Here is a 15,706-nt window from a genome sequence, read left to right as displayed (position 1 = left end):
GGTTACATCATATGTCGCGGCGAACGATGAATGGCGGTGTGGACGGACCTGTCGCCCCGCAGCGACCGGTCCCCGCCCGGTGTTCCAGCGCCGGTGCGCGATGCGCGGCACCGCCGAAACCGGTTCGCCCCGGTATTCGGGCGTTATGCCCATTAACGGTAATATTTTCGAAAACTTAACCCGTTCACAAATCCACATCGCGCAAGGCACTCGACCCGGCGGCCGTGAACGGGCGCCGGGTCGGCCGGAGCCGGGCCGGCAACGGGCCCGCTCCGCTGGGCGACGGGGCCGGGCCCCGTGCCGATCAGTCCTGCGTCAGCGTCGGGGCCTGATAGCCGCCCAGTTGCTGGGCCGGCACTTCGATCACTTCGCCGGCATTGATCTTGAACACCGCCACGGCTTCGGCCAGGCGATGGGCCTGCTCCTGCAGCGAGCCAGCCGCGGCGGCCGCCTCTTCCACCAGCGCCGCGTTCTGCTGCGTCACCTCGTCCATCTGCGAGACCGCGCGGTTCACCTGGTCGATGCCGCTGGACTGCTCTTCCGAGGCCGCCGAGATCTCGCCCATGATGTCCGTCACACGCTTGACCGACGCCACGATCTCCTGCATCGTCGCGCCCGCGCGTTCCACCTGCTGCGAACCGGCGCCCACCTTGGTCACCGAGTCCTCGATCAGGCCCTTGATCTCCTTGGCCGCCTGCGCGCTGCGCTGCGCCAGCGAGCGCACTTCGCCCGCCACCACCGCGAAGCCCTTGCCCTGCTCGCCGGCACGGGCCGCTTCCACCGCCGCGTTCAGCGCCAGAATGTTGGTCTGGAACGCGATGCCGTCGATCACCGACACGATTTCAGAGATCTTGCGCGAGCTGGCCGAAATGCCCTGCATCGTGTTGACCACTTCAGCCACCGCCGAACCGCCGCGCTCGGCCACGTCCGAGGCGCTGGCCGCCAGCTGGTTGGCCTGGCGCGCGTTGTCGGCGTTCTGCTTGACCGTCGAAGCCAGTTCTTCCATCGACGCGGCGGTCTCTTCCAGCGAAGCCGCCTGTTCTTCCGTGCGGCTGGACAGATCCGTGTTGCCCGCCGAGATCTCGCGCGAACCCACCGTGATCTCGTCGACACCACGGCGCACCGTGGCCACCGTGCGTGTCAGGCTTTCCTGCATACGCTTGAGCGCGGCGAACAGCTGGCCGATTTCGTTGTGCGAGCGCACTTCAACGCGGCTGGTCAGGTCGCCGGCGGCAATCTTGTCGAAATGCTGGCCGGCCTCGACCAGCGGACGGACCACCAGGCGGCCGAACAGCACGCGGCAGAACACCATCAGGGCCAGCGCCAACGCCACCGCGACGGCAACGGCCACCATGGCGCGGTTGAAGTTGTCCTCGGCCTGCTGGATCGTGGCTTCCTGCTGGTCGGCGATGTACTTGCTGAATTCGCCGATGGCCTCGATGAAGGCGGCGCTGCGCGGCGTGCCGTATTCATTGTTGACCATGTAGAAGGTCGAGTAGTCCTCGCTGCGCAGCGCTTCCACCATGGTGTCGACGCCGTCATCGATATACGAACGGTAGCGGCGTACCAGGTTCATCGATAGCTGGCGGCCGGTGTCATCCTGCAGCATGTTCTTCTGGAAGTCGGCGAAGCGGCTGCGCACGCCGGTCAGCAGATCGGTGGCGCCCTTGAGCGCCGCGGCCGCGTCGCGCGCCGAGTTCTCGCCACTACCCCAGCCCGACTCCTGCAGGTGACGGGCCGCGACCATCAGGCTGACGCGGGCGCGCAGCATGTCGCTGTTGATCACATCCACTTGCTTGGCGCGCTCGGTCAGCGCATTAACCTCGCGGATGGACTCGTAGTTGTGCTGCAGGAAGAAGGCGGCCAGGCCGCCCACCGCCGCGATCAGCACCGCGAAGAATGCCATGACCCACAGCAGCATCGTGCCGACGCGGGCATCGCGCAGCCGCAGCTTGCGTTTCACCTTGGGTGCGCGCGCGGCCTTCTTCTTGCCCACCTTGCCTGATTTCGCTCCGGATTCCAGACTCGCTTCCATATTCTTTCCCCATCCCTCAGGTACAGCTCTGACCAAATGAAAAACCACCCTGGCGAACCCTCCTTGCGGAAGGGTTCGCCTCAGGGCGACGTACGCGGTGGCCCCGGGGGCCGGCGCGCTCTCCGCGGAAAACGGGGCCTACCGCCCCTGGCGCACCGTCTCGGGCGGCGCAGCCGGCACCGGTATGACGATGGTTTCCACCTGGGGCGGCGGCGCGGGCTGTTGCGCCCAATCCTGAACGGGGTCAGGCATGGGTGCGGGGCCCAGCAATTTCTGGCGTTCCCAGGGTTCCAGCAGAATATTGGTGCTGTCGACGAGGCGCATCAGCCGGCCGTCCGGGCCGAACTGCAGCAGTGCTTCCTTGCGGCTGTACAGGCCGTCCGCGACAAACGTGATCTTGAAGGACCAGAGGGCGAGGAAGGTGCCGTCGGTCTGCTTGTAGAACTTGTCAGGCGGGGCGGTGAGCGCCCGCGAGGCTTCTTCCAGCGTCGTCTGACCCGGGGTCAGGGTCGACAGCTTGCTGGGGTCGAAATTGTGGCCCGTTGCCGCGCAGCCCGCGATCAGCGCCGCAATTGCCGCCGTCGCCAGAAGATGTAGATAGCCTCGCATACCTGCCCATTTACCGGTCTCGACCGGCGTCAAAAAGATTCCCAATCATCGTCCGCAGGCGCCTGGCGACGGGTAGCCGCGGCTGGCGGCTTGGCGTCGCTCGTCGCCGCGGTTGCGCGCGGCGGCGGACGCCTCGGCGGACGTGCCGCGCTGGCGGCCTCGGCCGCTGCCGCCGCCGGCTTGGCACGCGTGGCATGCGTCAAGCGCGCGGCAGGCGCTGCCTGGCGTGGCGCCGGCGCGGCGGACGCCACGGCCTTTTCCTGCGCCGCCGCCGGCTCCTCGACCTGCGGTGCGCTGACCCGTGGCGCACTACGTTGCTGGGCCAGCTGGCGCGCCGGCACTTCGATCACGTCGCCGGCATTGATCTTGAATACCGCCACGGCTTCGGCCAGGCGCTGCGCCTGCTCCTGCAGCGAGCCGGCCGCGGCCGCCGCCTCTTCCACCAGCGCCGCGTTCTGCTGCGTCACTTCGTCCATCTGCGAGACCGCGCGATTGACCTGATCGATGCCGCTGGACTGCTCTTCCGAGGCCGCCGAGATCTCGCCCATGATGTCCGTCACGCGCTTGACCGACGCCACGATCTCCTGCATCGTCGCGCCCGCGCGTTCCACCTGCTGCGAACCGGCGCCCACCTTGGTCACCGAATCCTCGATCAGGCCCTTGATCTCCTTGGCCGCCTGCGCGCTGCGCTGCGCCAGCGAGCGCACTTCGCCCGCCACCACCGCGAAGCCCTTGCCCTGCTCGCCCGCGCGCGCCGCTTCCACCGCCGCGTTCAGCGCCAGAATGTTGGTCTGGAACGCGATGCCGTCGATCACCGACACGATTTCAGAGATCTTGCGCGAGCTGGCCGAAATGCCCTGCATCGTGTTGACCACTTCGGCCACCGCCGAACCGCCGCGCTCGGCCACGTCCGAGGCGCTGGCCGCCAGCTGGTTGGCCTGGCGCGCGTTGTCGGCGTTCTGCTTGACCGTCGAAGCCAGTTCTTCCATCGACGCGGCGGTCTCTTCCAGCGAAGCCGCCTGTTCTTCCGTGCGGCTGGACAGATCCGTGTTGCCCGCCGAGATCTCGCGCGCGCCCACGTTGATCTCGTCCACGCCGCGGCGCACCGTGGCCACCGTGCGCGCCAGGCTTTCCTGCATGCGCTTGACCGCGGCCATCAAGGCCCCGATCTCGTTGCTCGAATGCACCTCGACGCGCGTGGTCAGGTCGCCGCCCGCGATGCGGTCGAAGCTCTCGCCGACCACGCGCAGCGGCCGCAGCACCACCCGGTTCATGAACAGGAATGCGCCCAGCGACACGGCCAGGATCACCAGCACCAGCGCCAGGTAGACGTAGGTCATGATCGCGCCCTGCGAGCGCGATTCGGCCACCTGGGCTTCGCTGTAGCTCGTAATGGTGCTGGCAAACTCGGTCAACTGCTTGGAAAACGCGCCGCTGGCCGCGGCGGTCTTGGTGTTCTTCAGGTTCAGGTATTCGGCGTTGTCCCCCCGGTCCAACGCGCCCAGCATCGCCTGCAGGCCCTCGGCAAAGCCGTTGAAGGAAGCCAGCAACTGGCCTTCCGCGGCGCGGCCGATCTCGGTGTTCTTCGGAATCGCCTTGAAGCTTTCGAGTTTCGTCTTGGCTTCGGCCAGCAGTTGCTGCACGATGCGGGTGTTCTCGGCCGCGCCCGCCTTGTCGCCCGCCGCGCGTTGCGCGGCGGCGATATCGGCGCGGATGGTGGCGCGCAGCATCTGCACGTACGAGTCCTTGACCAGATTGCTCTGCTGGACACTCAGGCTATCCAAAGCGTTGATCGCTTCGGCGTTGGAGCGCATGCTGTTCCAACCCAAGGCAATTGCAACCAGCGCGGCCACGGCGACTGCCAATTGGGCAAGCATCAAACCCGTGCGCACCTTCAGATTGCTTAACATTTTCCGATATTTCCAGTAACCGTCAGGGCGGCACCATTGCCGCCCCAACGTAAAAGGGGGGTGTTTGTTACTGCGACTACCTGTTCAATGCGTCCGTGCGTGCGTTGTCAGAAGGACTCCCAGTCATCATCCGCGGGCGGGGCGCGGCGGGTGGCGGCCGGCGCGGGCTTGATCGGCTTGGCATCGGTGGCGTCGCTGGTCTTGACGACCGGACGACGCAACGGCCGGGCCGCGGTGGCGCCGCTGTTGGCAGTGGGCCGGGCACGGGCTGGCTGCGTCAGGCGCGGCGCCGCGGCGGGCTTGTCGGCCGCCGGCGTCGATTCGGCGGGCGCTTCGGACCTGGCCGGATGCATCGGCTTGGCGGCGGGCGCCGACGGCTCGGCGTGCGGCGCGGCGACCCGCGGCGCGTGGGGCTGCTGGGCCAGCTGGCGCGCCGGCACTTCGATCACGTCGCCGGCATTGATCTTGAACACCGCCACGGCTTCGGCCAGGCGCTGCGCCTGCTCCTGCAGCGAACCGGCCGCGGCCGCCGCCTCTTCCACCAGCGCCGCGTTCTGCTGCGTCACCTCGTCCATCTGCGAAACCGCGCGATTGACCTGGTCGATGCCGCTGGACTGCTCTTCCGAGGCCGCCGAAATCTCGCCCATGATGTCCGTCACGCGCTTGACCGACGCCACGATCTCCTGCATCGTCGCGCCCGCGCGTTCCACCTGCTGCGAACCGGCGCCCACCTTGGTCACCGAATCCTCGATCAGGCCCTTGATCTCCTTGGCCGCCTGCGCGCTGCGCTGCGCCAGCGAGCGCACTTCGCCCGCCACCACCGCGAAGCCCTTGCCCTGCTCGCCGGCACGGGCCGCTTCCACCGCCGCGTTCAGCGCCAGAATGTTGGTCTGGAACGCGATGCCGTCGATCACCGACACGATTTCAGAGATCTTGCGCGAGCTGGCCGAAATGCCCTGCATCGTGTTGACCACTTCAGCCACCGCCGAACCGCCGCGCTCGGCCACGTCCGAGGCGCTGGCCGCCAGCTGGTTGGCCTGGCGCGCGTTATCGGCGTTCTGCTTGACCGTCGAAGCCAGTTCTTCCATCGACGCGGCGGTCTCTTCCAGAGAGGCCGCCTGCTGCTCGGTGCGGCTGGACAGGTCGGTGTTGCCCGCCGAGATTTCGCGCGCGCCCACGTTGATCTCGTCCACGCCACGGCGCACCGTGGCCACCGTGCGCGTCAGGCTTTCCTGCATGCGCTTGACGGCGGAGAACATCTGGCCGATTTCATTGGTGCTGCGCACCTCGATACGTCCGGTGAAGTCGCCGCTCGCGATTTTCTCGAAATGATCGCCCGCCTCGTGCAGGGGACGCAGGACTGTACGGTTGATGAAGATCCAACAGCCAATCGCGAGCACCGCCGCAATCACCAGCAGCGCGATCGTGACGCTGCGCGAAATGTTGTGATCGACCTGGGCCTGCGCCGCCAGCTCATCCGTACGCTTGTCGATGAAGGTCAGGTAATCGTCGACCGCCCCGCGGAACTTGGTGTTGACGTTCGTGGCGGCGTCATTGAGGTTGAGGTAGTCCTGGATCGCCATGTTGGCGAGCGCCTTGGCCTGCCCCTTGATAACCGAATCGTATTCCTTGAGCGCGGCATCCACTGCCTGGCCCAGTGCCTCGGTTCCCTCCAGCTTGGGCGCCTTGCGGATTTCCTCCATCATCTTGAAGGCTTCTTGCATCAAGGCTTCGGAGCGCTTGGCCTGTTCGGTCGCCTGCTCGGTCTTGCCCTGCTGCATATCCATCAGCGATGTGGAAAGCAACAGGCGCGCGCGCAGGAATATGGTGTAGGCGCGGTTGAGGGGAACTCCCTGGTCGGTATAGGCGGCGTTGATCTGATCGAGTTTCGTGTTACTGGAATTCAGTCCCATCCAAGCCACGCCGTTCGACACGAACATGGCACCCGTGAAGAGCAATAGCACCAGGATGATGCAGGTGCGAACTTTCAAATTGACAAGCATGAAATATCCGAGCGTTATTGAAACGACAAAATTCCTACCCTGTACGCACACACGGACGCTCCGGCTTGCCACCGGAAGCGTCCGTAAGGGCGCAACATGCCGCGTCCGTCCTGGGCGCGGTCTATGGACTCACCGCATTACTTGCGGCTGAAAAGACTGGATCCTTGAATCGTCATGAACGCCGCCGACGCGGCCTGCAGGGCCACCTGTCGCAACGCCAACTGGCTGGCGCCCGAGTAGTAGTCCAGGTCTTCGAGATCCGACAACGACTTGGAATAACCCAGACCCTTCTGGGTGCCGGTGGCGTCCAGGGCTTCCAGTTCGTTCATGCGGGCGCCCACCGAGGCGGCGACCGTCTGCACGTTGTCGTAGTTGGTCGACAACTTCTTGTTGGCCGTCGCCAACTCGTTGTTCAGCTTGGCCAACGCCACCGGATCGCCGGCGATCGGCGAGTCGAGCGTCTTGATGAGGCTGTCCAGCGTATTGAAAATGTCGACGTTGGCGGACTGCACGCTTTCGACGTCGATCACGTCACCGTTCTGCGGCGTGCCCTTGACGACCACCGACACCCCGCCGAAATCGATCGCGGCATCGGGCGTGTAGACGGTGGGCGCGGCCGGCGGAGCCGGGTTGATGACCGGCGGCACCGGCGGGTTGGCATTAGGGTCCGTCGTGATGACGCGATACCCCATGTTGCCCGTGGCCGGGTCGGATTCGAATTGCAGCTTGAAGTTCTTGCCGATGTTGGGGCTGCCCGGCGTCACCGAGACCGTGCTGAACTGGGCCGTGCCGGTGTTGGCGGCGGCGGCGGTGCTGACATAGGCCTGCGACCCCGGGTTGGCGCGGTTGAAGATGTCGCTGCCGATGTCGCTGGAGGACATCTGGCGCGACTGATCGACCTGCACCGTGCGCTCGCCGGTGGCGCCGCTATAGACGATCTTGCCGTTGGTGTCCTGGGCATAGGGCACAACGCCGCCCTGGTAGCCGGAGAACAGGTATTGGCCGTTGCCGTCGGTGCTGTTCGCCAGGCCCAGCAGCGCGTCCCGGGCGTTCTTCAGCGCGGTCGACAAGGCCTGGCGGTCGCTGTCGGCGAAAGTGCCGTTACCGGCCTGCACCACGCGGGTACGCACGTCGGCCAGCGCCGTGGTGATGGAATCCAGGACGTTGTTTTCCTGGCCCAGGTTGGTCTTGGCGGTATTGCGATTGAGCTGGTACGTAGCGTTCATGCTCTGCGTCTGCGCGACGTTGATCGACAACGAGGCGGACAGCGGATCATCCGCCGGCGTCAGGAACTTCTTGCCGCTGCCCACCTGTTCCACCAGGCGGTTCATGTCGGATTCCTGAGAAAGAACGCCCTTCAGGCCGTTCGAATACATCATCGAGGTGCTCAGGCGCATGGGGAAGCTCCAAATAGGTCTTGATAGGTCACGATGTCAACGATCCGAATCAGCCGCGCAGGCCCAGCAGCGTATCGAACAGCGTGCTGGCGACGTCGATGATGCGGGCGCTGGCCTGGTACTGCTCCTGGTAGAGCGACAGGCTCACGTATTCTTCGTTCAGGTTCACGCCCGACACCGATTGCTGGGCCGCGGTCTTCTGGGCCAGCAGATTCTTCTGGGCCGTATTAGCCGAACTGATCTGTGCGGTCTGCACGCCGACGGTGTTGACCACCTGGCCGAACATCTCGGTGATGCTCATGGTGCCGTGGCCCAGCACCTTGCGGGTCTGCAGTTGCGCCAGCGCCAACGCGTTCTTGCCGTTGGCGTCGCCGCCGGCGGCATCCGCCGCGGCAACCTTTTCCGGGTCGGTGATCAGCACGTTGATGTCGCGCGCGGCGTCGCGCGTGGGCGACAGCGACCACTTGTCGCCGGCCTGCGGCGGCGAGTCGATCGTCAGCGACACGCCCATTTCATCGGTCAGGTCCAGCGTGGCGGTGGGCGGCGTGCCGGTGGCCGGGCCGTTGTACACCTGGGTGCCTTCCGGCAGGCGCGTCACGCGGTAATTGGCGCCGTCGAAACTGATTTCGTAGTCCTTGGCGTTGATGTTGTTCACGTTCGTGAACGTACCGCTGAGCTGGGCGCCGCTCTTGTTGTTGGCGTTCGGCACGCCCTGCGGGCTGCCGATGCTGAAGAAATCGGTGCCGGGGTTGCCGGCGGAGTCCAGGCCCTGGCGGTGCTGCTCGTTGAACGTCATGGCCAGGCCGACGGCCATCTGGCCCAACTGCGCCTGCATGAAGTCCAGCGAGCTGGCGCGGAACTGCAGCAGGCCGCCCAGCTTGCCGCCGCTGACTTCGGCGTCGTTCAGTTCGACCGCCACGGTCTTGCCGCCGGAACCGGCCGGCAGGGTGTACGCGATGACGGTGCGGCTGACATCCTTGGCGGACGCCACGGCCTGCAACGGGTAGACGGTATCGCCGGACAGCAGCGCCTGGCCGCCGGAGGCCAGCGAGATGTTGAGCTTGTCGCCCTGCTCGTAGGTAGTGATGCCGATCAGCTGATTCAGTTCGGAAACGGCCTGGTCGCGCTGGTCCAGCAGGTCGTTGGGCGGATTGCCGGCGCCCTTGCCGCGGGCGATGGAGATCTGGCTGTTCAGGTCATTGATGCGGGTCAGGTAGCTGTTGACCTGCTCGACGGTGGTGGAGATCTGCGTGTTCAGGCCCAGGCGCTGGTTCTGCATTTCCTGGTAGGCCGAGCGGATCTGGGTGGTCAGGCTGTTGGCCTTGCCCAGCAGGTCCTGGCGCGCGGCGGGATCCGCCGGCTTGCTGGCCACGGTGTTCATGCTGGTGAAGAAATTGGTCAGGCCCGGGGCGATGCCCACGGTGCGGTCGGCGAACAGGTTGTTGATCTGCGATACCTGGTCGAACTGGGTCTGCAACTGGGCGCTGCTACCCTGGGCGCCGACCAGCTGCTTGTACAGGAAGCTGTCGTAGCTGCGCACCACGGTGTCGACCTGCACGCCGCGGCCGATGAAGCCGTTGCTGGTGGCCTGGGCGCCCGCGGTCGAGATCATGACGCGCTGGCGGTTGTAACCCACCGTGGTGGCGTTGTTGATGTTGTGGCCGGTGGTGGCCAATCCCGCCTGGGACGCGTTCAACCCGCCCAACGCCAATTTGTACAGATTCATGCTGACAGTGCCCCGTATGTAACCGCGACTGATATTTCTGGATACCCGATTAACGGCAGCGGGTAGTCCAAATTTAGAGTCCTTCCAACATCTGGCGTGAAATATCCACCTTGGCGGCCGCCCCTCGCAGCTGGCTCATGACGCCGATCAGTTTTTGCGCATATTGCGGATCGGTGGCGTAGCCGGCGCTCTGGATGCGGCGGGCCGCCTCGATTTCGTTGCGCGCCTGGGTCACGCTTTCGTAGCGCGGGCTGTTGCCGATCAGGCGGGCATAATCGGCGAACGATTCCTCGTACGACGAATAGGCCCGGAAGGGCTGCGTCACCTTTTTTGCGACGCCGTCTTCGTATTCGGTGGTCAGCACATTCACGACCTTGCCCTTCCAGCCCGGTCCCGCCTTGATGCCGAACAGGTTGTAGCTGGTGCGGCCGTCCTCGTGCTTGATCTCGCGCTGGCCCCAGCCGGACTCCAGGGCCGCCTGGCCCATGATCAGCCGGGCCGGCACGCCGCTCTGCTGCGAGGCCAGCGTGGCCGCGCGCGACATCTTCGACACGAAGTTGATGACGTGCTCGGGCGCGCCTTCGGCCGCGGCCAGGGCGCGGTCGCTCGCGCGATTGTTGCGCATCACGTCCATCAGCGCCGATACCTGGCGCGAGCCCCCCGTCTGGAAATCCAGGTCGGTGCCCTGCCCCAGGCGCTGCACGGCTTCGGCCGGCAGGTCGCCCGGCTTACCCTGCTGCATCTGCGCCAGGATCGATTGCGACAGGCCGATGCCGGGCGTGGCCAGGTGCAGCGCCAATTGCTCGTCGGCCATGGATTGCAGCATCTGGGTCTGCTGCGAGTCGAACAGGCCTTCCTTGGGCGTGGCTTCGCGCATGCGCTTGAGCATCATCTGCAGGAACAGGGCCTCGAACTGCTTGGCCACCTGTTTCTGCTGCTCGGTGCCGGGGTTGGCCGGGTCCTTGGTGACGTCGCGCTTCAGGTCCGACAGGCGCCCCATGTCGAAGACGGAATCCTGGCGGCTGCCCAGGCGCGCGGAGGGATTGGTGTAGGCCATCGCGGTCAGATGATCTCAAGTTCGGCGCGCAGGGCGCCGGCGCTCTTCATGGCCTGCAGGATCGCCAGCAGGTCCTGGGGCGTCGCGCCCAGGGCGTTCAGGCCCTTGACCACGTCGGCCAGGTTGGCGCTGGTGGTCACACGCTGCAGCGAGCCGTTGTCCTGGCGCACTTCGATCTGGGTATTGGGCACCACCACCGTCTGCCCTTCCGTGAAGGGCGTATCCGGCTGCGATACCTGGTTCTGGCGATTGATGATGACCGACAGGTTGCCGTGCGCCACGGCGGCCTCTTCGATCATGACCGTGCGGTTCATGACCACCGAGCCGGTGCGGGCGTTGATGATGACCTTGGCCACGGTGGGCGCGCGCGTCACCTGCAGGTCCTCGACCTGCGACAGGAAGCGCGCCTGCGCCGACTGCTCCATCGGACTGCGCACCTGCACCACGCGGCCGTCCAGCGCGGTCGCGGTGCCCTGCCCGAACTTGCGGTTCAGCGCCGCCACCACGTTCTGGGCGGTGCCGAAGTCGGTGTTGTTCATTTCCAGATAGATGTAGCCGTCGCGCGCGAAGGTGGTGGGCACGCCGCGTTCGACGATGGCGCCGCCGCTGATGCGGCCGCCGTTGAGCTGGTTGATCTGCACGCTGGAACCGCCCGCCGAGGCGCCCGCGCCGCCGACCAGGATGTTGCCCTGGGCGATCGCGTAAACCTGGCTGTCGGCGCCCTTGAGCGGCGTCATCAGCAGCGTGCCGCCGCGCAGGCTCTTGGCGTTGCCCATGGAGGACACCACCACGTCCAGCGTCTGGCCGGGCCGCGCGAAGGCCGGCAGCGTCGTCGTCACCATGACCGCCGCCACGTTCTTGAGCTGCATGTTGCTGCCGGCCGGCACGGTGATGCCCAGCTGCGACAGCATGTTGGTCAGGCTCTGCTGCGTGAAAGGCGTCTGGCGCACCTGGTCGCCGCTGCCGTCCAGGCCCACCACCAGGCCGTAGCCGATCAGCTGGTTGCCGCGCACCCCCTGGATGGATGCCAGGTCCTTGAGCCGCTCGGCGTGCGCCGCCGAGGCGCCGGCCAGCAGCCCGGCCGCGACACAGACGCGCGCCAGCAGGGACAGCAAGGCGGAAATCGGAGTGGGTTGTTTCATGGTCAGAACGGCGAAGCGATCAGGAAGAAGCGTTGCAGCCAGCCCATGGTCTGGACTTCGTCCATGACGCCCTTGCTGCGGTATTCGATGCGGGCATCGGCCACCTGGGTCGACGACACGGTGTTCGTCCCGGTGATGGAACGCGGGTCGACCACGCCGGAGAAGCGCACGTATTCGCTGCCGCGGTTGATGGCGATCTGTTTCTCGCCGGCCACCTGCAGGTTGCCGTTGGACATCACCCCCACCACCGTGGTGGTGATGGTGCCGGTGAAGGCGTTGTTGGCGGTGCTGTCGCCCTTGCCCTGCGCCACGTTGCCACCCTTGGCGTCCGTGTTCAGGTTGGCATTGGCCCAGCTGTCCATGAAGGACGGCGCGGCGGCGATGCCCAGGCTGGCGTTGCCGCTGCGGTTGGTGTTGGTGGCGACATTCTTGGAGGCGTTCGTCTTTTCGTTCAGGACGATGGTGACGATATCGCCGACGTTGCGCGGCCGACGATCCTCGAACAGCGGGTAGTTGCCGTAAGTCGTGGGCTGGTAGATCGAACCGGTGGGCTGCGCCGCCGGCATCGGCGGCGGCGGCGGGGCCGCCGTCGTCGGCCCGGTCACGATGGGTTCGGGCGGAATCATGGCGCAACCGGCCACCAGCAACGCCAGGGCCGCGCTCGAAACCAGACGCAGGACAGACGACATAGGCATCACAGTTGGGTCAGGCGGGCCAGCATTTCGTCCGAGGTCTTGACGGCTTTGCTGTTCATTTCGTAGGCGCGCTGGGTCGTGATCATGTTGACCAGTTCCTCGGCCACGTTCACGTTGGAGGTTTCGACGTAGTTCTGCATGAACGTGCCGGCGCCGTCCACGCCCGGCTGCAGCAGGTTGGCCGGGCCCGAGGCGTCGGTTTCCAGGTACAGGTTCTCGCCCACGCTCTGCAGGCCGGTGGGGTTGATGAAGGTGGCGACCTGCAACTGGCCGATCTGCACATTGACGCCGGCCGCGCCGGGCTGCGTCACCGAAACGATGCCGTCCTTGCCGATGGAGATCGACAGGGCGTTGTCGGGCACGTTCATGGGCGGCTGGATCACGTAGCCGCTGACCGTGGTCAGCTGGCCGTTCTGGTCGCGCTGCAGCGCGCCGTCGCGGGTGTAGGCCTGGGTGCCGTCGGGCAGCTCGACCTGCAGGAAGCCGCGGCCGTTGATCGCCACGTCCAGTTCGCCGCCGGTGTTGTTCAGGCCGCCGGTGGTGTGGATGCGCTCGGTGGCGGCCACGCGGGCGCCGGTGCCGAGCTGCAGGCCCGACGGCAGCTGCGTGGCGTCGCCGACCTGGGCGCCGGGCTGGCGCAGCGTCTGGTACATCAGGTCCTGGAACACGGCGCGGCCGCGCTTGAAACCGTTGGTCGAGACGTTGGCCAAGTTATTGGAAATCACGTCCATCGAGGTCTGTTGACCTTCCAGGCCCGTCTTGGCAATCCACAGCGAACGCATCATGATGAAGTACTCCTGGTGCGGCGGCCCGGCCGCGCGCGAAAATTATTTGGTTCGGATCGGCTGACCGGATCAGGAAACCGAGAGAATGCCGTTGGCGCGTTCGGCGTTGCGGTCCGCCTGCTGCACCACCTGCATCTGCTGTTCGAAGCGGCGGGCGTTTTCGATCATGCCCACCATCGCCGCCATGGGATTGGTATTGCTGCCTTCCAGCACGCCCGACAGCACCCGCAGGCTGGGATCCGCCGGCACCGGCGGCGCGGGCTGGCCGTTGACCGGCGCCAGGCGGAAGACGCCGTCGTCGCCGTGCACCAGCTGCGCCTCCGGCGGGTTGACCAGCTTGATGCGACCCAGGTTGAGGATGTTGTTGGGCGCATCGCCGGCGCCGATGGCGGTGATGGTGCCGTCCGAGGTGATGGTCAGCGCGGCCTGGTCGGGCACGTCGATGATGCCGTTCTGGTCGGACATCACCGGCTGGCCCAGCGAGGTCTGCAGCAGGCCGTTCACGCCCACCTGCAGGCTGCCGGCGCGGGTGTAGGCCTCGCCCTGCGGGGTCTGCACCGCGATCCAGCCGTTGGAACTGGCCAGGGCCACGTCCAGGTCGCGGCCGGTGGTCTGCATGTTGCCCATCTCGAAGTTGTTGCGGGGCGTCGACGCCACCGTCGAGACACGCGTCGGCAGGCTCACGCCGTCGGTCACCGGAACCGACCGGTACAGCGCGATCTGCTCGCGAAAGCCCGGCGTGTTCACGTTCGCCATGTTGTTCGAGAGCGCGGCCTGGTGCTCAGTGATCCGCGCCGCGCCATTCATGGCGGTGTAGATGATTCGATCCATTGCCTATTCCGTCGGTGTCGTCGCGTGCCCGCCAACCATTACTTCAGGTTCATCAGGACTTGCATGATCTCGTCCTGGGTCTTGATGGTCTGCGAGTTGGCCTGGTACGTGCGCTGGGCGATGATCATGTTGACCAGCTCCTTGCTCATGTCGACGTTCGAGGCTTCGGTCGCCTGGCCGACCACCCTGGACAAGCCGTTGCTGCCCGGCTGACCGAGGATCGGCTGGCCCGACGAGGAGGTTTCCTTCCAGGCGTTGTTGCCCACCGGCTGCAGGCCCTGCAGGTTGGCGAAATCGGCCAGCACGATGGTGCCGACGATCGAGGTTTCGCCGTTGGTGTATTGGGCCACCAGGTTGCCGTCGGCGCTGATATTGATGCCGCTGAACTCGCCCGAGGTGTAGCCGTCTGGCTGGCTCTTGAGCGCATAGGCGCTGCCGTACTGCGTGGTGCCGGTGTAGTTGACGGCGATGGCCAGGGGATCGGCCGGAGTGGTGTTGCCGCCCGGCGTGGCGAACGACAGGTTGACCGTGGTGGCGCTGGTCATCGCGCCGGCCTTGTTGAACGTGAACTGCGTCGGGTTGCCCCACACGCCGCCCGCTTCGGTGGTCGGCGCCATGGCCTGGCCGTCGATGGTGTAGTAGACGTCGTAGACGCTGTTGCCAGCGGCGTCGGCGGCGCGCTTGACGAAGTACTGCATCACCTGGTGCGAGTTGCCCAGCGAGTCGTACACCGTCATGGGCGAGGCGTTGGTGTAGCTGGTGGTGACCTTGGGATCGAACGGCTTGCCGACTTCGGTCACCGCGGCGGTGAAGTCGACGAAACCGGGAATCACGTTGAGGTTGCCCGCGGTGACCTGACCCGTGCCGTCGATGGTCACGGTGTCGGGCGCGGTGCCGTAGGTGCCGGCCGGCGGATTGCCCGGGGCCCAGGTGATCGCGCCGCCAGCGGCCTTGGTGAAGGTATAGGCAACGCCGCCGAGGGTCACGGAGCCGGGCACCGCCGGCGAGGTCACCGTGTCGACCTGGTAAATGACCTTGGCGTTGGCGTCCAGGTTGGCGACGGTGGTGGCCGTGGTGGTGGCCTTGGGCGCGACGTTGGCGGTGGGCAGTTGCAGTTCGACCGGATTGGCGCCGATGCCGCCGGCGGGATAGCCCGTCAGGCGGTAGCCTTGCGCGTTGACGATGAAGTTGTTCTTGTCGACCAGGAACTCGCCATTGCGGCTGTACATGACCGCGCCGCTCTGGTCGGTGACGCGGAACATGCCCTTGGCGCCATCGATGGCGATATCGTATTCGCCGCCGCCGCCGGTGACCGTGCCCACCGTGAAGCGCTGGGTGATGCCCGCCACCTTGGTGCCCAGGCCGACGCGCGAGCTGGCGTAGACGTCAGCGAACGAGGCGGTCGACGACTTGAAGCCGACGGTGCCCGAGTTGGCGATGTTGTTGCCGATGACGTCCAGGTTCTGCGCCGCGGCGTTCAAGCCGCTCAATCCTTGTCCGAAGCCCATGTTTTCTC

Annotated in this window: 12 protein-coding genes; all 12 read right to left on the bottom strand. The window is 66.1% G+C overall.

What is annotated here, in order from left to right:
- Nucleotides 1–304: 304 nt before the first annotated feature.
- Nucleotides 305–2,035 carry a methyl-accepting chemotaxis protein gene (locus ABFG95_RS26495; RefSeq protein WP_049074354.1) on the bottom strand — a complete coding sequence of 577 codons (1,731 nt, stop codon included), beginning with the start codon at nt 2,033–2,035 and terminating at the stop codon, nt 305–307.
- A gap of 138 nt (nt 2,036–2,173) precedes the next feature.
- Nucleotides 2,174–2,644 carry a hypothetical protein gene (locus ABFG95_RS26490; protein ID WP_049074356.1) on the bottom strand — a complete coding sequence of 157 codons (471 nt, stop codon included), beginning with the start codon at nt 2,642–2,644 and terminating at the stop codon, nt 2,174–2,176.
- Nucleotides 2,645–2,673: 29 nt separating this feature from the next.
- The gene (locus ABFG95_RS26485; protein WP_336729108.1) at nt 2,674–4,554 is read right to left on the bottom strand and encodes a methyl-accepting chemotaxis protein; all 1,881 of its coding nucleotides are present in this window, start codon (nt 4,552–4,554) and stop codon (nt 2,674–2,676) included.
- A gap of 107 nt (nt 4,555–4,661) precedes the next feature.
- Nucleotides 4,662–6,557, bottom strand: a complete 1,896-nt coding sequence (locus ABFG95_RS26480; protein WP_059270079.1) for a methyl-accepting chemotaxis protein — start codon at nt 6,555–6,557, stop codon at nt 4,662–4,664.
- Between the two features lie 137 nt (nt 6,558–6,694).
- Nucleotides 6,695–7,954, bottom strand: a complete 1,260-nt coding sequence (gene flgL, locus ABFG95_RS26475) for a flagellar hook-associated protein FlgL (RefSeq protein ID WP_049074363.1) — start codon at nt 7,952–7,954, stop codon at nt 6,695–6,697.
- Nucleotides 7,955–8,003: 49 nt separating this feature from the next.
- Entirely contained in the window at nt 8,004–9,680 is a 1,677-nt protein-coding gene (gene flgK / locus ABFG95_RS26470; RefSeq protein ID WP_049074365.1) for a flagellar hook-associated protein FlgK, read from the bottom strand.
- Between the two features lie 73 nt (nt 9,681–9,753).
- A complete protein-coding gene (gene flgJ, locus ABFG95_RS26465; protein WP_348995095.1) occupies nt 9,754–10,737 on the bottom strand; it encodes a flagellar assembly peptidoglycan hydrolase FlgJ in 984 nt (327 codons plus the stop codon).
- Nucleotides 10,738–10,742: 5 nt separating this feature from the next.
- On the bottom strand, nt 10,743–11,879 hold the full coding sequence (locus ABFG95_RS26460; protein WP_049074370.1) for a flagellar basal body P-ring protein FlgI: 1,137 nt from the start codon (nt 11,877–11,879) through the stop codon (nt 10,743–10,745).
- A gap of 2 nt (nt 11,880–11,881) precedes the next feature.
- Nucleotides 11,882–12,574, bottom strand: coding sequence for a flagellar basal body L-ring protein FlgH (locus ABFG95_RS26455; RefSeq protein ID WP_049074373.1), 693 nt, complete (start codon nt 12,572–12,574; stop codon nt 11,882–11,884).
- A complete protein-coding gene (flgG, locus tag ABFG95_RS26450; protein ID WP_006394443.1) occupies nt 12,574–13,359 on the bottom strand; it encodes a flagellar basal-body rod protein FlgG in 786 nt (261 codons plus the stop codon). The genes ABFG95_RS26455 and flgG overlap by 1 nt, the downstream gene beginning before the upstream one ends.
- Before the next feature lie 69 nt (nt 13,360–13,428).
- Nucleotides 13,429–14,190 carry a flagellar basal body rod protein FlgF gene (locus ABFG95_RS26445; protein ID WP_175147240.1) on the bottom strand — a complete coding sequence of 254 codons (762 nt, stop codon included), beginning with the start codon at nt 14,188–14,190 and terminating at the stop codon, nt 13,429–13,431.
- Nucleotides 14,191–14,228: 38 nt separating this feature from the next.
- Entirely contained in the window at nt 14,229–15,698 is a 1,470-nt protein-coding gene (locus ABFG95_RS26440; RefSeq protein ID WP_068952937.1) for a flagellar hook-basal body complex protein, read from the bottom strand.
- Nucleotides 15,699–15,706: the final 8 nt, after the last annotated feature.

It is taken from the genome of Achromobacter sp. HNDS-1 (assembly GCF_040084795.1).
In the GTDB taxonomy this organism is placed as follows: Bacteria; Pseudomonadota; Gammaproteobacteria; order Burkholderiales; family Burkholderiaceae_B; genus Achromobacter; species Achromobacter ruhlandii.
Note: the sequence above shows the minus strand (reverse complement) of the source record. Positions and strands in the feature narration are given on the sequence as shown.

Excerpts from the sequence above, each read along its gene's own strand:
- ABFG95_RS26495 (WP_049074354.1), bottom strand. The coding sequence starts at position 2,035 with ATGGAAGCGAGTCTGGAATCCGGAGCGAAATCAGGCAAGGTGGGCAAG.
- flgG (WP_006394443.1), bottom strand. The coding sequence starts at position 13,359 with ATGATGCGTTCGCTGTGGATTGCCAAGACGGGCCTGGAAGGTCAACAG.
- ABFG95_RS26480 (WP_059270079.1), bottom strand. The coding sequence starts at position 6,557 with ATGCTTGTCAATTTGAAAGTTCGCACCTGCATCATCCTGGTGCTATTG.
- flgJ (WP_348995095.1), bottom strand. The coding sequence starts at position 10,737 with ATGGCCTACACCAATCCCTCCGCGCGCCTGGGCAGCCGCCAGGATTCC.
- flgL (WP_049074363.1), bottom strand. The coding sequence starts at position 7,954 with ATGCGCCTGAGCACCTCGATGATGTATTCGAACGGCCTGAAGGGCGTT.
- ABFG95_RS26455 (WP_049074373.1), bottom strand. The coding sequence starts at position 12,574 with ATGCCTATGTCGTCTGTCCTGCGTCTGGTTTCGAGCGCGGCCCTGGCG.
- ABFG95_RS26445 (WP_175147240.1), bottom strand. The coding sequence starts at position 14,190 with ATGGATCGAATCATCTACACCGCCATGAATGGCGCGGCGCGGATCACT.
- ABFG95_RS26460 (WP_049074370.1), bottom strand. The coding sequence starts at position 11,879 with ATGAAACAACCCACTCCGATTTCCGCCTTGCTGTCCCTGCTGGCGCGC.
- ABFG95_RS26490 (WP_049074356.1), bottom strand. The coding sequence starts at position 2,644 with ATGCGAGGCTATCTACATCTTCTGGCGACGGCGGCAATTGCGGCGCTG.
- ABFG95_RS26485 (WP_336729108.1), bottom strand. The coding sequence starts at position 4,554 with ATGTTAAGCAATCTGAAGGTGCGCACGGGTTTGATGCTTGCCCAATTG.
- flgK (WP_049074365.1), bottom strand. The coding sequence starts at position 9,680 with ATGAATCTGTACAAATTGGCGTTGGGCGGGTTGAACGCGTCCCAGGCG.
- ABFG95_RS26440 (WP_068952937.1), bottom strand. The coding sequence starts at position 15,698 with ATGGGCTTCGGACAAGGATTGAGCGGCTTGAACGCCGCGGCGCAGAAC.